Origin of the sequence: Bacillus sp. FSL W8-0848, from assembly GCF_038007805.1 — a bacterium.
Lineage (GTDB): Bacteria > Bacillota > Bacilli > Bacillales > Bacillaceae > Bacillus > Bacillus glycinifermentans.
The window spans coordinates 980,001-997,009 of record NZ_JBBOYB010000001.1 but is presented as its reverse complement, the minus strand read 5'-3'; the positions used below and the strand labels follow the sequence as shown (position 1 = coordinate 997,009).

The 17,009-nt window shown below is 42.3% G+C and carries 29 protein-coding genes, 16 tRNA genes, 2 rRNA genes and 1 pseudogene (1 of these 48 only partly in view); 6 read left to right on the top strand and 42 right to left on the bottom strand.

Annotated features, from left to right (window positions below; all coding sequences use genetic code 11):
• Nucleotides 1-2 precede the first annotated feature (2 nt).
• Complete coding sequence (locus tag NSQ39_RS05310) at nt 3-728, bottom strand: hypothetical protein (RefSeq protein WP_175076754.1); 726 nt, start codon at nt 726-728, stop codon at nt 3-5.
• A 146-nt stretch (nt 729-874) separates the two neighbouring features.
• Between NSQ39_RS05310 and NSQ39_RS05305 the strand changes: the two genes are divergently transcribed.
• On the top strand, nt 875-1,057 hold the full coding sequence (locus tag NSQ39_RS05305) for a type II toxin-antitoxin system HicA family toxin (RefSeq protein ID WP_048356389.1): 183 nt from the start codon (nt 875-877) through the stop codon (nt 1,055-1,057).
• 59 nt (nt 1,058-1,116) lie between these two features.
• Nucleotides 1,117-1,533, top strand: coding sequence for a type II toxin-antitoxin system HicB family antitoxin (locus NSQ39_RS05300; RefSeq protein WP_043054106.1), 417 nt, complete (start codon nt 1,117-1,119; stop codon nt 1,531-1,533).
• A gap of 306 nt (nt 1,534-1,839) precedes the next feature.
• Here NSQ39_RS05300 and NSQ39_RS05295 read toward each other — a convergent pair whose 3' ends face one another.
• The 18 genes from NSQ39_RS05295 to NSQ39_RS05215 all read right to left on the bottom strand — a co-directional run bounded on the left by NSQ39_RS05295 (nt 1,840) and on the right by NSQ39_RS05215 (nt 9,002).
• The gene (locus tag NSQ39_RS05295; RefSeq protein ID WP_175076755.1) at nt 1,840-2,028 is read right to left on the bottom strand and encodes a hypothetical protein; all 189 of its coding nucleotides are present in this window, start codon (nt 2,026-2,028) and stop codon (nt 1,840-1,842) included.
• A 234-nt stretch (nt 2,029-2,262) separates the two neighbouring features.
• Nucleotides 2,263-2,805, bottom strand: a complete 543-nt coding sequence (locus NSQ39_RS05290; protein WP_046129154.1) for a site-specific integrase — start codon at nt 2,803-2,805, stop codon at nt 2,263-2,265.
• Nucleotides 2,805-3,245: an ArpU family phage packaging/lysis transcriptional regulator gene (locus NSQ39_RS05285; protein ID WP_046129153.1), complete on the bottom strand. Its 441-nt coding sequence runs from the start codon at nt 3,243-3,245 to the stop codon at nt 2,805-2,807. The genes NSQ39_RS05290 and NSQ39_RS05285 overlap by 1 nt, the downstream gene beginning before the upstream one ends.
• Nucleotides 3,246-3,260: 15 nt before the next feature.
• Nucleotides 3,261-3,389, bottom strand: a complete 129-nt coding sequence (locus NSQ39_RS05280; protein ID WP_099047076.1) for a hypothetical protein — start codon at nt 3,387-3,389, stop codon at nt 3,261-3,263.
• A 114-nt stretch (nt 3,390-3,503) separates the two neighbouring features.
• Nucleotides 3,504-3,638, bottom strand: coding sequence for a hypothetical protein (locus tag NSQ39_RS05275; RefSeq protein ID WP_269081994.1), 135 nt, complete (start codon nt 3,636-3,638; stop codon nt 3,504-3,506).
• Between the two features lie 33 nt (nt 3,639-3,671).
• Nucleotides 3,672-4,481 carry a DNA adenine methylase gene (locus NSQ39_RS05270; protein WP_046129152.1) on the bottom strand — a complete coding sequence of 270 codons (810 nt, stop codon included), beginning with the start codon at nt 4,479-4,481 and terminating at the stop codon, nt 3,672-3,674.
• Nucleotides 4,482-4,554: 73 nt separating this feature from the next.
• Entirely contained in the window at nt 4,555-4,806 is a 252-nt protein-coding gene (locus NSQ39_RS05265; RefSeq protein WP_175076756.1) for a hypothetical protein, read from the bottom strand.
• Nucleotides 4,807-4,812: 6 nt separating this feature from the next.
• Nucleotides 4,813-5,136, bottom strand: a complete 324-nt coding sequence (locus tag NSQ39_RS05260; RefSeq protein WP_175076757.1) for a hypothetical protein — start codon at nt 5,134-5,136, stop codon at nt 4,813-4,815.
• Nucleotides 5,133-5,435, bottom strand: a complete 303-nt coding sequence (locus tag NSQ39_RS05255) for a hypothetical protein (RefSeq protein ID WP_175076758.1) — start codon at nt 5,433-5,435, stop codon at nt 5,133-5,135. The genes NSQ39_RS05260 and NSQ39_RS05255 overlap by 4 nt, the downstream gene beginning before the upstream one ends.
• Nucleotides 5,432-5,665, bottom strand: a complete 234-nt coding sequence (locus NSQ39_RS05250; protein WP_175076759.1) for a hypothetical protein — start codon at nt 5,663-5,665, stop codon at nt 5,432-5,434. Before NSQ39_RS05250 ends, NSQ39_RS05255 begins: the two co-directional genes overlap by 4 nt.
• Nucleotides 5,666-5,699: 34 nt before the next feature.
• Complete coding sequence (locus NSQ39_RS05245; protein WP_175076760.1) at nt 5,700-5,900, bottom strand: XtrA/YqaO family protein; 201 nt, start codon at nt 5,898-5,900, stop codon at nt 5,700-5,702.
• A 72-nt stretch (nt 5,901-5,972) separates the two neighbouring features.
• Complete coding sequence (locus NSQ39_RS05240; RefSeq protein ID WP_128748284.1) at nt 5,973-6,122, bottom strand: BH0509 family protein; 150 nt, start codon at nt 6,120-6,122, stop codon at nt 5,973-5,975.
• A 104-nt stretch (nt 6,123-6,226) separates the two neighbouring features.
• Nucleotides 6,227-6,775 carry a hypothetical protein gene (locus NSQ39_RS05235; protein WP_175076761.1) on the bottom strand — a complete coding sequence of 183 codons (549 nt, stop codon included), beginning with the start codon at nt 6,773-6,775 and terminating at the stop codon, nt 6,227-6,229.
• Nucleotides 6,772-6,930, bottom strand: coding sequence for a DUF6906 family protein (locus NSQ39_RS23045; protein ID WP_445662405.1), 159 nt, complete (start codon nt 6,928-6,930; stop codon nt 6,772-6,774). Before NSQ39_RS23045 ends, NSQ39_RS05235 begins: the two co-directional genes overlap by 4 nt.
• Complete coding sequence (locus NSQ39_RS05230; RefSeq protein ID WP_017475015.1) at nt 6,927-7,085, bottom strand: hypothetical protein; 159 nt, start codon at nt 7,083-7,085, stop codon at nt 6,927-6,929. The genes NSQ39_RS23045 and NSQ39_RS05230 overlap by 4 nt, the downstream gene beginning before the upstream one ends.
• Nucleotides 7,086-7,098: 13 nt before the next feature.
• On the bottom strand, nt 7,099-7,932 hold the full coding sequence (locus tag NSQ39_RS05225; protein ID WP_175076778.1) for an ATP-binding protein: 834 nt from the start codon (nt 7,930-7,932) through the stop codon (nt 7,099-7,101).
• Complete coding sequence (locus tag NSQ39_RS05220) at nt 7,916-8,791, bottom strand: phage replisome organizer N-terminal domain-containing protein (protein ID WP_175076762.1); 876 nt, start codon at nt 8,789-8,791, stop codon at nt 7,916-7,918. The genes NSQ39_RS05225 and NSQ39_RS05220 overlap by 17 nt, the downstream gene beginning before the upstream one ends.
• Nucleotides 8,784-9,002, bottom strand: a complete 219-nt coding sequence (locus NSQ39_RS05215; protein WP_175076763.1) for a hypothetical protein — start codon at nt 9,000-9,002, stop codon at nt 8,784-8,786. The genes NSQ39_RS05220 and NSQ39_RS05215 overlap by 8 nt, the downstream gene beginning before the upstream one ends.
• 53 nt (nt 9,003-9,055) lie before the next feature.
• Here NSQ39_RS05215 and NSQ39_RS05210 point away from each other — a divergent pair, with 53 nt between their 5' ends.
• Entirely contained in the window at nt 9,056-9,430 is a 375-nt protein-coding gene (locus tag NSQ39_RS05210) for a DUF2513 domain-containing protein (RefSeq protein ID WP_175076764.1), read from the top strand.
• A 2-nt stretch (nt 9,431-9,432) separates the two neighbouring features.
• Here NSQ39_RS05210 and NSQ39_RS05205 read toward each other — a convergent pair whose 3' ends face one another.
• The 5 genes from NSQ39_RS05205 to NSQ39_RS05185 form a co-directional block, all read right to left on the bottom strand.
• On the bottom strand, nt 9,433-9,669 hold the full coding sequence (locus NSQ39_RS05205; protein WP_175076765.1) for a hypothetical protein: 237 nt from the start codon (nt 9,667-9,669) through the stop codon (nt 9,433-9,435).
• Nucleotide 9,670: 1 nt separating this feature from the next.
• Complete coding sequence (locus NSQ39_RS05200; RefSeq protein ID WP_175076766.1) at nt 9,671-9,916, bottom strand: hypothetical protein; 246 nt, start codon at nt 9,914-9,916, stop codon at nt 9,671-9,673.
• 70 nt (nt 9,917-9,986) lie between these two features.
• Complete coding sequence (locus tag NSQ39_RS05195) at nt 9,987-10,691, bottom strand: Rha family transcriptional regulator (RefSeq protein WP_175076767.1); 705 nt, start codon at nt 10,689-10,691, stop codon at nt 9,987-9,989.
• A gap of 19 nt (nt 10,692-10,710) precedes the next feature.
• The gene (locus tag NSQ39_RS05190) at nt 10,711-11,031 is read right to left on the bottom strand and encodes a DUF771 domain-containing protein (RefSeq protein WP_175076768.1); all 321 of its coding nucleotides are present in this window, start codon (nt 11,029-11,031) and stop codon (nt 10,711-10,713) included.
• Nucleotides 11,007-11,264, bottom strand: coding sequence for a helix-turn-helix transcriptional regulator (locus tag NSQ39_RS05185; RefSeq protein WP_106071054.1), 258 nt, complete (start codon nt 11,262-11,264; stop codon nt 11,007-11,009). The genes NSQ39_RS05190 and NSQ39_RS05185 overlap by 25 nt, the downstream gene beginning before the upstream one ends.
• A gap of 199 nt (nt 11,265-11,463) precedes the next feature.
• On the opposite strand from NSQ39_RS05185, the pseudogene NSQ39_RS05180 reads away from it, so the two are divergent.
• The 3 genes and pseudogenes from NSQ39_RS05180 to NSQ39_RS05170 form a co-directional block, all read left to right on the top strand.
• Nucleotides 11,464-11,679: pseudogene (locus NSQ39_RS05180) on the top strand (helix-turn-helix domain-containing protein); the annotation flags it as partial.
• Nucleotides 11,680-11,815: 136 nt separating this feature from the next.
• A complete protein-coding gene (locus NSQ39_RS05175; protein ID WP_175076769.1) occupies nt 11,816-12,256 on the top strand; it encodes an ImmA/IrrE family metallo-endopeptidase in 441 nt (146 codons plus the stop codon).
• A gap of 14 nt (nt 12,257-12,270) precedes the next feature.
• Nucleotides 12,271-13,389, top strand: a complete 1,119-nt coding sequence (locus NSQ39_RS05170) for a tyrosine-type recombinase/integrase (protein ID WP_175076770.1) — start codon at nt 12,271-12,273, stop codon at nt 13,387-13,389.
• Between the two features lie 160 nt (nt 13,390-13,549).
• On the opposite strand, the gene NSQ39_RS05165 is transcribed toward NSQ39_RS05170, so the two are convergent.
• The 18 genes from NSQ39_RS05165 to NSQ39_RS05080 form a co-directional block, all read right to left on the bottom strand.
• Nucleotides 13,550-13,631 (bottom strand) — tRNA-Leu (locus tag NSQ39_RS05165).
• A 12-nt stretch (nt 13,632-13,643) separates the two neighbouring features.
• Nucleotides 13,644-13,732, bottom strand: a tRNA-Leu gene (locus NSQ39_RS05160).
• 10 nt (nt 13,733-13,742) lie between these two features.
• Nucleotides 13,743-13,813: transfer RNA gene (locus NSQ39_RS05155), tRNA-Cys, on the bottom strand.
• 20 nt (nt 13,814-13,833) lie between these two features.
• A tRNA-Gly gene (locus NSQ39_RS05150) sits at nt 13,834-13,908 on the bottom strand.
• 55 nt (nt 13,909-13,963) lie between these two features.
• A tRNA-Gln gene (locus NSQ39_RS05145) sits at nt 13,964-14,035 on the bottom strand.
• 14 nt (nt 14,036-14,049) lie between these two features.
• Nucleotides 14,050-14,122: transfer RNA gene (locus tag NSQ39_RS05140), tRNA-His, on the bottom strand.
• Between the two features lie 20 nt (nt 14,123-14,142).
• A tRNA-Trp gene (locus NSQ39_RS05135) sits at nt 14,143-14,216 on the bottom strand.
• Nucleotides 14,217-14,223: 7 nt separating this feature from the next.
• Nucleotides 14,224-14,308 (bottom strand) — tRNA-Tyr (locus tag NSQ39_RS05130).
• Between the two features lie 7 nt (nt 14,309-14,315).
• Nucleotides 14,316-14,388, bottom strand: a tRNA-Thr gene (locus tag NSQ39_RS05125).
• Between the two features lie 3 nt (nt 14,389-14,391).
• Nucleotides 14,392-14,467, bottom strand: a tRNA-Phe gene (locus tag NSQ39_RS05120).
• A 10-nt stretch (nt 14,468-14,477) separates the two neighbouring features.
• Nucleotides 14,478-14,554 (bottom strand) — tRNA-Asp (locus NSQ39_RS05115).
• 72 nt (nt 14,555-14,626) lie between these two features.
• Nucleotides 14,627-14,703, bottom strand: a tRNA-Met gene (locus tag NSQ39_RS05110).
• Nucleotides 14,704-14,726: 23 nt separating this feature from the next.
• Nucleotides 14,727-14,802: transfer RNA gene (locus tag NSQ39_RS05105), tRNA-Val, on the bottom strand.
• Nucleotides 14,803-14,905: 103 nt separating this feature from the next.
• A tRNA-Glu gene (locus NSQ39_RS05100) sits at nt 14,906-14,980 on the bottom strand.
• Nucleotides 14,981-14,993: 13 nt separating this feature from the next.
• A tRNA-Ser gene (locus NSQ39_RS05095) sits at nt 14,994-15,085 on the bottom strand.
• Nucleotides 15,086-15,092: 7 nt separating this feature from the next.
• Nucleotides 15,093-15,167 (bottom strand) — tRNA-Asn (locus NSQ39_RS05090).
• 9 nt (nt 15,168-15,176) lie between these two features.
• Nucleotides 15,177-15,292: ribosomal RNA gene (rrf, locus tag NSQ39_RS05085) — 5S ribosomal RNA — on the bottom strand.
• A 100-nt stretch (nt 15,293-15,392) separates the two neighbouring features.
• Nucleotides 15,393-17,009 (bottom strand): 23S ribosomal RNA (locus tag NSQ39_RS05080) (it continues 1,315 nt past the right edge of the window).

Here is a 17,009-nt window from a genome sequence, read left to right as displayed (position 1 = left end):
AATCACCCCTCCAATAAAAGACATTTTCTTGTAACGTCTTCTATTGTATCATAATTATGGTGATTTATAGCTATATAATCTTTAAATACTGTCAATTCTTGATCGATTTCTTCATTTTCTGTTCTCTTTCCTAATGTTTTTTGAGTTAATTTATTTATTGAAAATGTGCATTCGAAATAGTCTACATGCTCCGACCCAAGTCGTTGTATCATTAAACCGTAAAAAGGATTCTTCATAGTTGTAAAATAGACTCTCATGCTATAATTTTCATTACTTAAAGCTATTCTGCTATTTAATGTACTAAAGAACCTGCGTAAATTCCTTAACTTATCTACAGCTGTTGATTTAGTTGCGGTTATTGTCCCAAATATTAAATCTACAGTAACGTATTCAGTTTGACTACAATCCAGATCGTATTGAACAGTAAGTGTAAAGTCTGCGAATTCATACTGCTTTTTATTTTTTAAGTTGAATACTTTCCGTTTATTTTTATAAATTTCATTAATTACCTCTTCAAAAGCCCCGAAAAAATCGACACTTTTATGCACCTGAAAACTAACTGCTAATTTCCACTTTGTATCTCGCCACTTCTTGAATCTTTTGACCCAAAAAAAATAGTACTTCGGATATTTGTTATATAAAAATTGATGTAGGGCACCTACACTTAATATCCATGGCAATGCGGAGAAGATTATTTTTAATACTTTAAAAATCGCAATCCAATCCATGAGGATACCTCCGAATTTGCTATTGTTATCATTTTACACTAATCAAGTCATTTTTAGGCGTTTTTAAAGAAAAAAACAAAAAGTTCTTTACACGTATTTTAATACGTGTTATAATAAATTTGTAGAAAGGAGATGGTAACCATCAAATGAACTCAAGAGAGCTAATCAAGAAAATCGAGCAAGATGGTTGGTACCAAGTAAGGGTTAAAGGAAGTCATCATCAGTTTAAACATCCAACAAAACCCGGAACGGTTACCATCCCACATCCTAAGAAAGACTTTCCAAAGAAAACAGTAAAATCAATCCTAAAGCAGGCAGGGCTTCAATAGCCCTCCTGCCAAAAGAAAAATTTAGAATATAAAATTTAACAAAAAAGGGGTTATAAATTATGAAAAAAGATCGTTACATTTATCCAGCCCTTTTCGATTATGACGACGACGGAATCACAGTTACTTTTCCTGATCTGCCTGGCTGCATCACTTGTGGTGACACAGATGAAGAAGCTCTTACAATGGCTAAAGAAGCTATGGCTCTCCATCTATATGGCCTTGAACAAGATGGTGATGAAATTCCTCAGCCTACATCTTCAAAAGATATCGAAACAGAAGATAGCCAAAGTATCGTATTAATCGAAACATGGATGCCGCCTTTCCGTCATGAAATGGAGAATGCGGCAGTTAAGAAAACATTAACTATCCCGCGCTGGATGGACGACATTGCAAAAGAGCATAAAATTAATTATTCGCATCTTCTTCAAGATGCTATTAAAGAACATCTTGGTATTTACAAAAATCCTAGATCATAAGACAAAAGAGCAGCCAGCCGGTTGCTCTTTTTTTAATTTCACTTTCGTTGTTTTTGACCTATTACCATATTAACTGATCTAAAACAAAACAGAGTGCCAACGTTGCGCCAAAATTGTGCCATTTTTAAATCTCTGTCATTTCTCCCTCAAGTTTGCACCTGCTTTTCGAATTAACCATAAGGATCAGGTTCATCATAATAATGAAAGTCATCCTCAATTTTTTTATTACAATCGTTGCAACAATACCAATAACCCCATTCATTAAGCTGCGTATGTGATCCTGAACTATTTTCACATTGGCAAAAATCATCTTTCTCGGGCATACCTGCGCTCCTTTGCAAATTCTTTTTTTAATTCGCCCCATGTCATATTGATGACATGATGATCAGCAAGCTTTAATTTCTTTTTTAAACCGGAATAAAGTTTGTATTGGCTGTCTGAAAGCTGAATTTTTCTGATAGAATCCATTTCTTTTTCAGTTATGAAATCAGACATATTTGATCGGCTCCTTCGATTTTTTTCTACATTATACCATGCAAAAGTTTTTATTTATCCACACAATCCACGAATTAACCATATCTTATATTGTGTCCAATTCACGTAACCGCTGAACCCTTTGCCCTGCATAGTTTTAAGCCATTTCCTTAAAATGAGTTAGACACTTTCTCGTTATGGTTAATTCGTTAAAATATCCAGAAAAAAACTCATCCGTTTTGAAGACAGATGAGCTTACAAGCTGAATGAGTCCATTGTTTGGTCCATTGTGTCTTGAGTGATCCCGATATATCGAAGCGTGACGTCAGGGCTGGAATGGTTGAATATCTCTTGCAGCAGGGCCACGTCTTTGAATTTTTTATAGTGCCAATAACCGAACGTTTTCCTCATGGTGTGGGTGCCGATGCCATCAAGCCCGACGTATTCCGCCGCCTCTTTCAATATGTTGTATGCCGTGCTTCTGCTGATCGGTTTATTTAGTCCTTCGCGGCTCTTAAATAAAAATTCCTGGTCATCTCTACCTTTAATATAGTCGGCCAGGGCCTTTTTTAGGGCCTTATTTATTTTGATCCGTTTCTGCTTGCCGGTTTTCTTCTCGCGTAAATCGATGTACATTCGTTTCGCGTCACGGACTCTTAAACGAAGTAAATCGGATATACGCAAGCCCGAGTTTATGCCGGTGACGAAAAGCAGATAGTTTCTTTCACTCCGTTCTCTCAGGAATTTCTTAATATAATAAATCTGGTCCTTGTCCCTGATAGGCTGCACAAAATTCATTATGAAGCACTTCCCTTCACGTACACTTCCTCTTTCAATGCAAAAGCCAGGTTATAAAAAGCGCGCGATTTTATCCGGAAGTATGTGCGTGAGCTCATCCCTATTTCGTTGTAAACTTCATAATCAAAACGGTGATCTTGGGACATATACTTCATGATGATGATCTGCCGTTCATTGGCTGGTAAACGATTCACGGCCTTTTGAATTTTTGAAAGAAAGGCATGTCGTTCCTGTTCCATTTCGACTCTTTTGATGGCCGTATCTTCGGTAGATGAATGAAACGCGTTTGTATTTGACGGTGGAACGATGTTGAACCCTGCCGTTACTTTCGGCAGCAGATCATCCGGCACTTGTAAGAGAACCACCCTGTAATTATCGAGAATGGTTTCAATTTTCTTTTTCGTCGCTTCTCTATCGATTTCGGGTAATTGAAATAGCATGGTTTATTCCTCCTTTTATTTGCGCTTATAAGCGCCGCCTTTGCCTCGTTTAAGAATCTGCTTATTTTGCCCCATAATCTCTCGCCAAAAGCGCTCAGAGCGCTCCTGCGCTTTTTCAGGGCGTTTTCTTTTGTTGGGTTTCATGTCTATTTCTCCTTTCACTAAACTGCCGTCGGGTCAAATAAAAAACGGACACCAAACAAACAGCGTAAAAGCTGAAAGTTCAGTGTCCGCAGGCATTCCATCTAGGACATTATTCTATTTCCGTCCGCCGACGGTTTTCATCAAATTGTCTTGCAGCCAGAACATGAGGTATAATCTGCCGTTCACTCCATACTTTTGATCAAAAATATCGATGGCTTGCCGCAGAAATGGCTTGTAATCCTGTATCATAACATTTCCCCTTCCCGGCGCCCGCCGCGCCTCCTAATCAAATAGACTAAGCTGAGTGATTTTATAATTGAACAACAGCATTTCTTCGGCCCGGTTCCCTTTTCCGGATCCACCGACAACCTGCTTATATGCTGAAAAAGTTTCCCTTTCCCAAGTCGGATAGAGCTCGAGTATCAAAGGATCGTCATAATAGGAGAGAACCACTTTTCCTTTTACTTGATTCAGCAGCCGCGCCAGATCCCGGTGATCCTGCTCTGTAAACCCGCCGGCATAAAACTGTTCTCGGCCGACATACGGAGGATCAACATAAAAGAGAGTATCCGGGCTATCGTATTTTTCAATAATCGTCCGGAAATCCTTACACTCAATCATGACACCTTTCATACGGTTGGCGAATAATTGAAAAGCTGTACAGGCGCTTATGTAGCCGCCCGCCGGATTCTGACCGCTTTTCGTACTGTGGCGCCAACCGGTTTGTGGAACATTCTCCGCGTTTCCCTTGCTGATCCCGGACCGGTTCATATAAAACCACCGGACAGCCCGGTCAAAGTCGTCTGTTGGGTAATCCTCAGTCTTCCATTTCTCGTAAAGCGCCCGGCTGTACGGGATGGACTCACAAGCCTTTTGCATTGCCTTTGGATCCTTTCTGACTTGCATTAGGAAATTGACCACATTTCCGTCAATATCGTTGTACACTTCATGGGATATTTGCGGCTTATTTGCTATGACATGGGCCGCACCGCCGAAAGGCTCGACATAAACCTTATGGGCGGACATTTTGTTTATGATGTGTTCGGCATATTTGGCCTTGCCACCGAACCAGATTAAAGGTGATCTGGCCATAAAAGCACCTCCTTACCCTTTTCTTGTTATTTACTCATGTTTGAGATGGTCCATTCTTTCCCCGGGTGTCCGGTTATCCCCCTATCAGCATCGGCAGAATCACGATTGCCGCGAACACCCCAGCAACCCCCAGCAACGGCAGCAGAAACGATTGTTTTGGAGCATAGACGACGTTCCCCTTAATCGCCAGCCCGTCCATTCGTTCAACGAGAGATTTCACGTGTTCCGGGTGTAGCGCGTATATATTGGCCAGCTCGTCAATGGTCATCATGTTATTCCGCTGTGCCTTAATTGTATGGAGTAAAGAAGATTGTAAAAGTGTCATTATTCGTCACCCCCAATCATTCCGTTCTTTCATGACGTTGTATTGCGCTTCTGTCAGATTGACATGAACAGGATCATAATTTTCTTTGATATCATCGACGCTCGGGCCATACGAAAACCCTTCGCTTGATAAAAGATGAATCACATCAAAAAAGTGATCTATGTCATCATCCGTCGGCCTTTGTTTGTCTTTTCTCACCAAACATAAGGCATCCTCTATGTCTGAAACGTCCAAATTTTCATCTGACCAGTCGCCGCAATCCGGGCCATCACACAAATACCTTTTTTCCTTATCCTTCGCTTTAAATGCTATTACTGGAATTGTTTTCATTCTTCATCATCCTCCAATCCAAAAGGGAATTTTCCTTTTAACGCTTGTTGCACAACACCGAATGGATCAAATTCGTCATCTGCAAAGGTAGAGAGTAGTTTTTTCAGTTGTTTATTTTCAGCAGCCAATTGTTCGATCTCTTTTGACTGTTGTTTCATAAAATCAATCATATATTCCACATAAGATTTTTCGATGATATAGCAAGGTCCAGCATTAATGTCGAACGGCTGCAGCTCTTCTTCGGAAGCTAAATACCATAGTGATAAGTCGCTTATAATTTCTCGCAATTTTTCATTCATTTTGCATCACCGCCCGTCGGCTCCCAATGGATAACAACATCATTTGAATAAATCCGTAAGAAATCCCCTGTATCAAATCGGACATCAAAGCCGCCTTCTTTATGCGACCAAGCACCACGATTGTCCACAATATTTATGACTGTCGCCGCCTTTGTGAAGCCTGGCGGCTGATATTTTTGACCAAGCTCATAGGTTCCAGAATTAAAGGTAATTGATTTTGCTCTTAACATTCCGTTCACTCCCCCCAGGGGAACCCCCCTGCTATTAATTGAATTTGTGTGATGATTCAAGATGAATCCGAGAAAAGTCACCTTTAAATGTTTCGATGATCGTTCTGCCATGTTCCGGGGCATCTGCTTCATAAGCCTTTCCGTTTCGACCATCTAAAACAATGACAGTGACCTTCCCGTCTTGAATTTTGCTCGATAAATCTTGATTGACGTTGATCTTTTTAGGACTGTTCACCAGCCGCACCCCCGTGATAAAATAAAAGTGTCAGGTTTTTATTTTCCGGGGCTTTTAATAGCTCTGGTTTTTTTATGCAAACACATCGTCTGTTTGCCGGAGCATTGCCAGGTTATAAAGCTTTTCAATTTCCTCATCGCTCTTCTGCTTAAGTGATTCCTTGCCGTACCTTTCAATCAAATTGATCCATTCGATTTTTTCCAAACGCTCCTGTTCCGTCATGAAGATTTCACCTCTTTAAAAGATTTTTCATAGCAGCATTTTTTAAATGCTTGGGACAAGATTCAAACCTGATAATGACTAAAAGCTGCTGTAAAGATGCTTTATCAAACGATAAGCCTGAACTGCCTTTTTTCGTTTTCTGACGCTTCCGCACCTAAAAGTCCCCCATTTCGCGGCCGAATCATTTCCTTGTTCCCCTGATCGATCACAAGGAATAAAACTTCTTCAATCTCTCTCTTAAAGACTTTTGCCATTTTGATAATAGACTGGCCGTTATTCCACAAAGCTCTGAATTTAAGAATGTCACTGTTATACCAAATGAAATTATTGTCTAAGAACGGGATATACACAGGGCTGTCATCGAAAAGCTGCCGCAACCCATTCTTTTTGGCTTTCATTCTCGATGGGAAAATACATATTCTCTCATTCGGCCCTATTCCGTTTCTCCGGTGCGGCAGAATGGTTCTTTTTGCAAGGTCCACAATCAGAATTAAAAGCTCGTCCGGGTTTCTTTTCAGAAGATCGGCAGCGTCATACAATGATTTGCCGTCGTACCAGTAATCTATCAATTTACAAAGCTGGACGTATGACCATTCATAATTCAAGTTATCAAGTGCAATTTCTAAACGATCAGCGCGGGCAGCCATTTTCATGCCCAACACTCCCGCACGGTCCCGGTGTGACGGTGAATAATGATCAATCTTTGTTCATGCTGTAGATTCTTTGATATAAGCCAGTTCTCAGGGTTTAAACCATTCTTTTTGATGATTTGCTTTTGCGTGCGTGTTGGTCGCTTACCGTGTTTCATGCGTTATCCCTCCGTACATTTGACCAATAGGCCAGCAAGTTTTCGAGCTTCGTTTCTAGTTCCTTTAATCCTTGTTTGAGTTCCTCGGGTGTTTTATTGGTTTCCACATGCCCCCAGACACCCGGCATGATCGGTTTTAAGTTGGTGTCCTTCACTTGTTTTCACCTCCTAAAAGGTTAGAGCCGGAGCCGTCCGCCCCTTTTTCTCCGTTTGTTTTTCTAAAAATTTGATAGCCTCAAGGTGTGCTGTCAATCGGCTAACAGTCTTTTTGTCATATAGTTTTGTTAACGCTACGCCTGAAAGGTTCGTCGTGATGATTGTCACTTTTCCTTGACGTCCAGTAGAAACCCCATACCATACACGATGAATAAAATCATTTGCGGCTCTGTTTTCGTTGTCTGTGTCCCCTACTTCGGCGCCCAGGTCATCGATTACGAGATAATCAACCCTTGTAAGTAGCTCGATTGCAAAAGCTTCTGTCAGCTTTTCGGAATCATCTTTAAATGATTTTTTAATTCGCCTTATGAGAGCGTCACTGTTAACAAAGAGGGCTGACTTCGCGTACTCTTCGGCATCATTTTTGTTTAGTTCTTTAAGGGCGGCCATTGCAAGATGACTTTTTCCGGCGTTAGATTCTCCTGTCAAAAAGATGTTCATCACAGCGCCTGCCTTGATTCGGCTGACAAGTTCCATCATCCTGCGTTTATTCTGCTCGTCCTCTTGGTTGTAGCTGCGGAACGTTTCGAACGTTGCTTTTTTAAGGGTAGGATCGGCAATAAGGGAATAAGTCGATAGAATCTGTCGTTCTACCTGACGGCGCCATATCTCGGCTTCATGCTCGATTTCCTTATTACGTTGTTCTCTTTCGCACATGGGACACTTTGCAGATCCGTCCCACAGTTTAATGAGCTGCACTTGATAAGGCTTTTCTTCTCCGCCGATGATCCTTGTATGCTTGTTACAATAGACAGGCTTTCCGTTCTCATCAGTATGGAATGTCATCCTCCGAGATATTTCGCCCTTGACTGCGGCCGCTTGCTCCTTTGTGAAATCCTCCATGCGTTGCTCCTCCTTTTTGGTTTAGGTAAGATTCAAATTTTGTACCGAACAATGTTTGAGGGCGTAAAAACTTATTCATAGCAGGATCATTGAGCCATTCCTCTGTTTTTACAAGAATGACATGTTTGAAGTCTTCAAAACGAAAACCTTCGTTCCAGCGTGCTTTGATGTCTTTTTTTGTTTTTTCTGTGGTATATCGGTATCGTGTCCCCGCCACTTTGTTCAGCAGATCAATGATCAATTTGTAAGGAATCTCATCCTTTTCGTTTTTAGAAGAAGATGCTTCGTCGAGTTTACTCGACAATATATTATTTTCTTTATCTATATCTTTATCTAATTCTTTATCTATATCTGTACCGTCACGTGACGTCACGCTAACGTCACTTTCGTTTTTAGGAGAAGAAAGCTGCAATTGTTTTTTTCTTTCCCTGTATCTCTTGTTTCGTTCGGCGTTGAGTTTTCGAACCCGGTCCATGCCCTCGACATTCTGATGCTTTTCCCAGTTCGAAATACTAATGAAGTTGTGTTCATCTATCTCAATCATGCCGAACCGCTGAAATGTCTGTAACGCCATTCTTACGATCGGTAACGGACGATTGAAAATAGTCGCCAGCATTTCGTCTGTATACGGGATATTTTTGCTCAGGTAGATATAGCCTGACGCATTCGTCTTGCCAGCCTGGGACAGCAGCTTAACCCATATGATCAAAATGGTGTCCGCCTCAGGCATCTGCTCGATTAACTTGATTTTTTCGTCTTCAAACATTTGCGTACTTAGCTTAATCCATTTGACCTCAGCCATTTGCTCTCAGTCCTTCCGACTTGGTCAAAGGCCAAACTGATTTTTTCCCGTTTACGATCACAGAGCCGAGAGTATTGTCTTTGTGTTCATTTTGGATGATGGTGCCACCCTGTTGTCTTAGTTTGTCCAAAGCCTGATTGTGCGTTTTGACAGATTCACTGATTACGACATGAATTTGGTTATGTAGCCATACATAGCTGACAAAAAACATGTTTGCTCCTCCTTTTTGGTATAATGTCCCTGTATAAGACAGGAGGTAAAACTATGAAACTTGATCATGATTGTGTCCGATCTCTACTGTTAGAACTAGAAGAGAAGCTTGGTTTGAATGATGCTATTGGAAACGAAGTTATTAAAGCTTCTAATACCGCCGAGAAGTTTGGAGAAAGCCAAACCATGTATTGCGCAACTAAACTTGTTGAAGCTAAATTGCTAATTGGTTCAAAAATAATAGCGGATATGGAAACCTTGTTGCTTATTTCGTCCCTTTCCTTTGAGGGTCATCAATTCCTGGATAATATTAGAGACGATGGTATTTGGAAAGACACTAAAGCAAAAGTTTCCCAACTTTCCAGTGTGTCATTACCTATCTTGTCTCAGGTCGCAGCTGCGTATATAAAGTCTAAGATTGGGTTGTAATGTTATTTGTTTTGCTCATCAATAAATTTCTTTAAATTCTTAAAAAAAACATTGAACTTTTCAACATCTGAATTGTGGCTAATGAATAGGAATTCGACATTTAAAGTGCTTTTTAGATTATCTGTTGGATTTTCACTGATCCTTCGCTGTTTAATTTCATAACCAGCAATATCAATCGAGTGAAAAAGCTTTTGATCAACCTCTGTTGCCGCAGGGGTTGACTTATTTTGTTTGTTCATTTCACAAATTCCTTTCTAATGGGATTCTGTTTATCTCTTGTTTAACAAGTCTCTTAGCACACTCGGCAATTACTTGTTCAGTTTTTGGCTGATAAATAAATTGATCTAAACAATGTAGTAAGTCTCCATATGTCTGACAAAATGTTTTGAGTTGTCTAATGAGGTCTTTTGCTGTATTCTCCAAAGCCTCTTCATATTCAACTGATTTGATTTTTACTTTTTGCATTTCCAATCTAAAAGGCTTCATTTTCTTTCTCCTCCCATGTGTGTCCAGTTTTATCGGCTTCCTTTCCCCACTTTCGGGGAATCCGCAGCACTTATGCCGATTGACTTCCGTTAAAAATCGGTCTCCATCCTTCAATGAAGCTCATCGCTTCTTCAAAGTCTTTTTGCAGAATGTTCGGATAGGCATTGACTCTGTACGCATCTTTTAGGTTCTTCCATAATGCTGCATAAACTCTTCTCGTCGTTTCATAGAATGTTTTGTCGACTTTATTTTCATTCCAGAGCTTATGGACACGTTTGTTCACTGCATTCCTCATGGCTTGCTGCTGAGAGTAATCGAGTGTCAATTTTTTATCGAGATCATGACGAAGTTGCTTTATGTCTTCCTTCATCCCGTCAACATCATCGTTAAGCTGGATGGTTAGTTTCATGTTTGCAAGTATGCTTTCTTTTGCATTCATTGCCTTTGGCTGCTGCTGTTTCTGGATGTATTCTTTCATCCGCTTAAATTCTTGAATGAATTTAATTTTGGTTTGAACAGCTTCTTTCGTGTTGTAACCGAACACAACCAATGTAAATGCCTCTTCGGTTAGGTCGTATTTTTTCTGTGTGCGATTGAATTTGTCTTTGTATGAGGTGCGCTGAAAATTCAGCGCACTGAATTCTTCCCCTGCATAGTCCATTTGTTTTTCAATATCCGCTGTTACATTTTTATGCTCTTTCCCAAACATCTCCGCGATGGTCAGGCTGTCCGTTACTACTTCTTTTTCCTTAACAAAAACTAATTGATTTTCCATTGATGAAACCTCCTGTTTTTTACTTGTTGAAAATGTCAGCAAAATGCTTTTCTAAGAAGTCAGCCATCTTCGTGGCTTGAAAGCTCCATGTTTGCCCTTTGCATTTTGGATAAAATACAAACCCGCCATTTTCAGTATCAAGCAGCCTGCGGAAACGGCTTGGATACAAGATATTTTCTTTTATCCACTCGCTCTTTTTTGAGGTCTTCTTTTCCAGGTCTTTCATGCTCCAGTAGACACCCTTTAATTCGTTTGCTTTTAATTCTTCCAGCTCTATTTTTTGAATAAGAACCATATTTTCCGGAACCGGAATGCTCAAGCTAACATTGAGTTGTTGCATTTCATCTCTTCCTTTCTATTGTCCAAATGCTTGTTTTCATCATTTTCAAAAAGATACTCAATGTCGCACTGCGGAAAAAAATGACGTTTGATTTTCAGTGCTTCATTAAAGTAAAATCGATATTTTCCATTAACCTTGTCATTAACAGTCGCATAACGAACACCTAAAAATTTCGCAATGTCCACCATTGTAATACCGTTTCTTGCCATTTCAGCTCGCAGGTTTTTATGCATTATTAAATATCACCTCTCAATGGACGAAAATGCGTCCGTCTTTAATCTCAATATAGACTCATTTTCGTCCATTGTCAATAAATTTTTTAAAAAATGAACGATATTTCGTTCAAAGAATATTTACATACGAATTTTCGCATAGTATTATTAATGCATGAACGATTTTTCGTTTGTATTTGCAAGAAGGAGTTGAAAGAAATTGGATAAAAGAACGAAAATCTTGGAACGTTTGATATGTGAAACGGGATTAAGTAAAAGAGCTTTTGCTGAAAAGATAGGGATACCTCCAACAACATTACGCTCAATGCTCTCAAGAGGAATTGGAAATGCAACAGTTGATAATGTCATCAAAGTTTGTAGAGGGCTTGGGATTACAACGGATGAGTTAGAAAAAATGGCTTTTGGCGAGGAGGATATAACTACAATTGCAGCTCACCATGATAATGAAGACTGGACAGAGGAAGAACTTGAGGAAATAGAAAAATTTAAAGACTATGTAAGATCAAAAAGAAATAAGGGGTTGTGATAATGTACGAGGCTCTTCTTAATGAATGCAACAGAGAAAGAATCATTGCAGAGAAAGAATCATTGTAGAAGAAAAAATTATAAAAGGGTCAATAAAGGGCCTCTATTCAGATAATGTGATATGGATTAACAAAAGGCTGAAAAATCAGGCTGAAAAAAGTTGTATTTTAGCTGAAGAATTAGGACATCACCATACTTCCTTCGGAGACATATTGGATCAATCTGATCTCCCCAAGAAAAAACAAGAATTAAGGGCACGCTGGTGGGCTTATGAACGGCTTGTTCCCTTAAATAAAATAGTACAAGCACAAAGAGAAGGAATAACTAACCGGTTTGAACTTGCTGAATATCTTGGGGTTACAGAGGATTTTCTGCAAAATGCTCTTGATCGTTATAAAGAGAAGTATGGAATTTACACCTTTGTCAATGGACACCGCTTATTTTTTGACCCCCTTCGTGTTGGATAAGGAGAGAAAATTTTATGGCAAGCTTCAAAAAGAGAGGAAAAACATGGCAATATTGTGTTAGCGCGAAACCGAAGCCGATCCGTAAAGGCGGATTTAAAACAAAAAAAGAAGCTATGATAGCTGCTGCTGAGGTTGAGGCTAAATTAAGCAAAGGCATCGATCCCGTCGTTAAAAAAACTATTCCATTTGATGAATACTTTGAAAAATGGGTAAATCTCTATAGATCACACTTAAAAGGTCCGACACTATCACATTACGGCTACACCCTACAAGAAATTAGAGACTATTTCGGGAGTAAGCCGATACAGGAAATAAAGCGGCATGATTATCAGGAATTTTTGAATAATTATGGATCGACAAAAGGACAAGAAAGCGTTGAAAAACTACATTCACACATTAAAGCATGTGTTGAGGATGCCATTGAAGAAGGCATTATAAAAATAAACTTTACACGAAAAGCTGTAAAGACATGGACTGTACCAGCCAAAAAAGATGAAGAGAAATATTTGAATTATTCAGATTCAATAAGACTGACCAGGGAATTATATAAAAGATTAGACAGCGGCCTGGGCTATTACCTTTTATTATTAGGATTAACCTCAGGCCTTCGCTTCGGGGAGTTGGTCGGCCTCACAAGAAAAGATTTTAATTTTTTTAATAACACAATTACTGTCAATAAGACATGGGGCTATGCGAAAAGGCATCAATCAGGATTCGGACCAACTAAGAATGAACAATCAAACCGAGTAATAAAAATGGACAAGCATACAATGATGGCTTTTCGCCATTTATTCGAAAAAACGCCAAACAATATCCACGGACTCGTTTTTTACAGTCCCTCATCAAAATATAAAGTCATCAGCAATACAAATGTAAATAAGCTACTTAAAAAAGTTTTAACTGAATTGAATATTCAACCGATTACAGTTCATGGATTAAGGCATACTCATGCAAGCGTGCTGCTTTATCGAAAGGTGTCAATTTATTATGTAAGTGCAAGGTTAGGGCACGCTGACATAGAAACCACCTCAAGCACATATGCTCACTTAATTAAAGAGCTTCGGGAAAGAGATGAAAATGAGACTGTAAACATTTTTGAGGAAATGGCTATCGAGGAAGCTGAAATTGCATAGGAAATTGAGGAGATGCTTGTGCAAAATTTGTGCAAAAAAGTTTCAAAACGTACCGTTTTCTAGCCAGTTCTTATAAAATGCAAAACGCTCATAAACGTTGATATTTCAACATTTATGAGCGTTTCAGAAAATCTTATCGGCTCTTAAAAAGAGCTAAGGATACCGGTGGTCGGGGTCGAACCGACACTCCCGAAGGAACACGATTTTGAGTCGTGCGCGTCTGCCAATTCCGCCACACCGGCATGTGTGAGCTATGGTGCCGAGGGCCGGACTTGAACCGGCACGGTAGTCACCTACCGCAGGATTTTAAGTCCTGTGTGTCTGCCAATTCCACCACCCCGGCAAGGGCACTAAGGCGACACCCGGATTCGAACCGGGGATAAAGGTTTTGCAGACCTCTGCCTTACCACTTGGCTATGCCGCCATCATTTTAAGTTAAGAAATTGGAGCGGAAGACGGGATTCGAACCCGCGACCCCCACCTTGGCAAGGTGGTGTTCTACCACTGAACTACTTCCGCATTCTAATTATGAACTCATTTTAACATATTCAACTTATTGATAAAAGATGAAAAACTGGGCTAGCTGGATTCGAACCAGCGCATGACGGAGTCAAAGTCCGTTGCCTTACCGCTTGGCTATAGCCCAATATGATCATAAAGGGCGGTTGATGGGAATCGAACCCACGAGTGCCAGAGCCACAATCTGGTGCGTTAACCACTTCGCCACAACCGCCATACGTTTCAATACGTAATTGGCAGGGGCAGTAGGAATCGAACCCACACCGGAGGTTTTGGAGACCTCTGTTCTACCGTTAAACTATGCCCCTATAGAAATGGTGGAGGGGGACGGATTCGAACCGCCGAACCCTGAGGGAGCGGATTTACAGTCCGCCGCGTTTAGCCACTTCGCTACCCCTCCAGAACAGTGCCGGCCAGAGGACTTGAACCCCCAACCTACTGATTACAAGTCAGTTGCTCTACCAATTGAGCTAGACCGGCAAATGGTGGCTCGGGACGGAATCGAACCGCCGACACACGGATTTTCAGTCCGTTGCTCTACCAACTGAGCTACCGAGCCTTTATTTAAATGGCGGTCCGGACGGGACTCGAACCCGCGACCTCCTGCGTGACAGGCAGGCATTCTAACCAACTGAACTACCGGACCATTTTTGAATTTTTATTGCATGAACTATTTTGGTTGCACCCTTCGGGCACTCCTCATTTAATGAGCAATTTTTGGTTGCGGGGGCAGGATTTGAACCTGCGACCTTCGGGTTATGAGCCCGACGAGCTACCGAACTGCTCCACCCCGCGATAATGTTTTATATTAGTAGATATGGTGGAGGATGACGGGATCGAACCGCCGACCCTCTGCTTGTAAGGCAGATGCTCTCCCAGCTGAGCTAATCCTCCGCAGCACAGGACGTGCAAGTGCATGCGTTGCAACAGGATGTTGCGATCTTAGCATGCCTTCCTTTAAAAGCTCCGGTATACCCCTTCTGCTTCTAAAAAATAATGGTGACCCGTACGGGATTCGAACCCGTGTTACCGCCGTGAAAGGGCGGTGTCTTAACCACTTGACCAACGGGCCATATATTTGAAAGTGGCGGAGAGCAAGGGATTCGAACCCTTGAGACGGCGTTGGCCGCCTACACGATTTCCAATCGTGCTCCTTCGACCACTCGGACAGCTCTCCAATCATATGGCTCCGCAGGCAGGATTCGAACCTGCGACCGATCGGTTAACAGCCGATAGCTCTACCACTGAGCTACTGCGGAATGATGTCTGCCTGGCGACGTCCTACTCTCGCAGGGGGAAACCCCCAACTACCATCGGCGCTGAAGAGCTTAACTTCCGTGTTCGGCATGGGAACGGGTGTGACCCCTTCGCCATCATCACCAGACAATTTAGTGACAAAGATCATTATACTATGTATTTTCAAAAATGCAAGAGTTTTTTTGGAATTATTCTCTCAAAACTAGATAACGATATGACATTCATGTTTGGTTAAGTCCTCGATCGATTAGTATCTGTCAGCTCCATGTGTCGCCACACTTCCACCTCAGACCTATCAACCTGATCATCTTTCAGGGATCTTACTTCCTTAACGGAATGGGAAATCTCATCTTGAGGGGGGCTTCATGCTTAGATGCTTTCAGCACTTATCCCGTCCGCACATAGCTACCCAGCGATGCCCTTGGCAGAACAACTGGTACACCAGCGGTGCGTCCATCCCGGTCCTCTCGTACTAAGGACAGCTCCTCTCAAATTTCCTGCGCCCGCGACGGATAGGGACCGAACTGTCTCACGACGTTCTGAACCCAGCTCGCGTACCGCTTTAATGGGCGAACAGCCCAACCCTTGGGACCGACTACAGCCCCAGGATGCGATGAGCCGACATCGAGGTGCCAAACCTCCCCGTCGATGTGGACTCTTGGGGGAGATAAGCCTGTTATCCCCGGGGTAGCTTTTATCCGTTGAGCGATGGCCCTTCCATGCGGAACCACCGGATCACTAAGCCCGACTTTCGTCCCTGCTCGACTTGTAGGTCTCGCAGTCAAGCTCCCTTGTGCCTTTACACTCTGCGAATGATTTCCAACCATTCTGAGGGAACCTTTGGGCGCCTCCGTTACCTTTTAGGAGGCGACCGCCCCAGTCAAACTGCCCACCTGACACTGTCTCCCTGCCCGATAAGGGCAGCGGGTTAGAAGGTCAATACAGCCAGGGTAGTATCCCACCGATGCCTCCACCGAAGCTGGCGCTCCGGTTTCCAAGGCTCCTACCTATCCTGTACAAGCTGTACCAACATTCAATATCAGGCTGCAGTAAAGCTCCACGGGGTCTTTCCGTCCTGTCGCGGGTAACCTGCATCTTCACAGGTACTATAATTTCACCGAGTCTCTCGTTGAGACAGTGCCCAGATCGTTGCGCCTTTCGTGCGGGTCGGAACTTACCCGACAAGGAATTTCGCTACCTTAGGACCGTTATAGTTACGGCCGCCGTTTACTGGGGCTTCAATTCGCACCTTCGCATAAGCTAAGCGCTCCTCTTAACCTTCCAGCACCGGGCAGGCGTCAGCCCCTATACTTCGCCTTACGGCTTCGCAGAGACCTGTGTTTTTGCTAAACAGTCGCCTGGGCCTATTCACTGCGGCTCTCTCGGGCTTGCACCCTAACAGAGCACCCCTTCTCCCGAAGTTACGGGGTCATTTTGCCGAGTTCCTTAACGAGAGTTCTCTCGATCACCTTAGGATTCTCTCCTCGCCTACCTGTGTCGGTTTGCGGTACGGGCACCTCTCACCTCGCTAGAGGCTTTTCTTGGCAGTGTGGAATCAGGAACTTCGCTACTATATTTCACTCGCCATCACAGCTCAGCCTTTGCGGGAAACGGATTTGCCTATTTCCCAGCCTAACTGCTTGGACGCGGATATCCAATACCGCGCTTACCCTATCCTCCTGCGTCCCCCCATTGCTCAAACGGTGAGGAGGTGGTACAGGAATATCAACCTGTTATCCATCGCCTACGCCTTTCGGCCTCGGCTTAGGTCCCGACTAACCCTGAGCGGACGAGCCTTCCTCAGGAAACCTTAGGCATTCGGTGGAGGGGATTCTCACCCCTCT

Coding starts and splice junctions, on each gene's coding strand:
- NSQ39_RS05265 (WP_175076756.1), bottom strand. CDS start 4,806: ATGACACTTTTACAATCTTCTTTACTCCATACAATTAAGGCACAGCGG.
- NSQ39_RS05215 (WP_175076763.1), bottom strand. CDS start 9,002: ATGTTTTTTGTCAGCTATGTATGGCTACATAACCAAATTCATGTCGTA.
- NSQ39_RS05225 (WP_175076778.1), bottom strand. CDS start 7,932: ATGACATTCCATACTGATGAGAACGGAAAGCCTGTCTATTGTAACAAG.
- NSQ39_RS05260 (WP_175076757.1), bottom strand. CDS start 5,136: ATGAAAACAATTCCAGTAATAGCATTTAAAGCGAAGGATAAGGAAAAA.
- NSQ39_RS05280 (WP_099047076.1), bottom strand. CDS start 3,389: ATGAAACCCAACAAAAGAAAACGCCCTGAAAAAGCGCAGGAGCGCTCT.
- NSQ39_RS05175 (WP_175076769.1), top strand. CDS start 11,816: ATGCAACAGAGAAAGAATCATTGCAGAGAAAGAATCATTGTAGAAGAA.
- NSQ39_RS05295 (WP_175076755.1), bottom strand. CDS start 2,028: ATGTCTGATTTCATAACTGAAAAAGAAATGGATTCTATCAGAAAAATT.
- NSQ39_RS05190 (WP_175076768.1), bottom strand. CDS start 11,031: ATGCAACAACTCAATGTTAGCTTGAGCATTCCGGTTCCGGAAAATATG.
- NSQ39_RS05210 (WP_175076764.1), top strand. CDS start 9,056: ATGAAACTTGATCATGATTGTGTCCGATCTCTACTGTTAGAACTAGAA.
- NSQ39_RS05235 (WP_175076761.1), bottom strand. CDS start 6,775: ATGAAAATGGCTGCCCGCGCTGATCGTTTAGAAATTGCACTTGATAAC.
- NSQ39_RS05275 (WP_269081994.1), bottom strand. CDS start 3,638: ATGATACAGGATTACAAGCCATTTCTGCGGCAAGCCATCGATATTTTT.
- NSQ39_RS05310 (WP_175076754.1), bottom strand. CDS start 728: ATGGATTGGATTGCGATTTTTAAAGTATTAAAAATAATCTTCTCCGCA.
- NSQ39_RS05205 (WP_175076765.1), bottom strand. CDS start 9,669: ATGAACAAACAAAATAAGTCAACCCCTGCGGCAACAGAGGTTGATCAA.
- NSQ39_RS23045 (WP_445662405.1), bottom strand. CDS start 6,930: ATGAAACACGGTAAGCGACCAACACGCACGCAAAAGCAAATCATCAAA.
- NSQ39_RS05255 (WP_175076758.1), bottom strand. CDS start 5,435: ATGAATGAAAAATTGCGAGAAATTATAAGCGACTTATCACTATGGTAT.
- NSQ39_RS05250 (WP_175076759.1), bottom strand. CDS start 5,665: ATGTTAAGAGCAAAATCAATTACCTTTAATTCTGGAACCTATGAGCTT.
- NSQ39_RS05200 (WP_175076766.1), bottom strand. CDS start 9,916: ATGAAGCCTTTTAGATTGGAAATGCAAAAAGTAAAAATCAAATCAGTT.
- NSQ39_RS05240 (WP_128748284.1), bottom strand. CDS start 6,122: ATGACGGAACAGGAGCGTTTGGAAAAAATCGAATGGATCAATTTGATT.
- NSQ39_RS05270 (WP_046129152.1), bottom strand. CDS start 4,481: ATGGCCAGATCACCTTTAATCTGGTTCGGTGGCAAGGCCAAATATGCC.
- NSQ39_RS05195 (WP_175076767.1), bottom strand. CDS start 10,691: ATGGAAAATCAATTAGTTTTTGTTAAGGAAAAAGAAGTAGTAACGGAC.
- NSQ39_RS05170 (WP_175076770.1), top strand. CDS start 12,271: ATGGCAAGCTTCAAAAAGAGAGGAAAAACATGGCAATATTGTGTTAGC.
- NSQ39_RS05185 (WP_106071054.1), bottom strand. CDS start 11,264: ATGCATAAAAACCTGCGAGCTGAAATGGCAAGAAACGGTATTACAATG.
- NSQ39_RS05285 (WP_046129153.1), bottom strand. CDS start 3,245: ATGCTATTTCAATTACCCGAAATCGATAGAGAAGCGACGAAAAAGAAA.
- NSQ39_RS05300 (WP_043054106.1), top strand. CDS start 1,117: ATGAAAAAAGATCGTTACATTTATCCAGCCCTTTTCGATTATGACGAC.
- NSQ39_RS05290 (WP_046129154.1), bottom strand. CDS start 2,805: ATGAATTTTGTGCAGCCTATCAGGGACAAGGACCAGATTTATTATATT.
- NSQ39_RS05220 (WP_175076762.1), bottom strand. CDS start 8,791: ATGGCTGAGGTCAAATGGATTAAGCTAAGTACGCAAATGTTTGAAGAC.
- NSQ39_RS05305 (WP_048356389.1), top strand. CDS start 875: ATGAACTCAAGAGAGCTAATCAAGAAAATCGAGCAAGATGGTTGGTAC.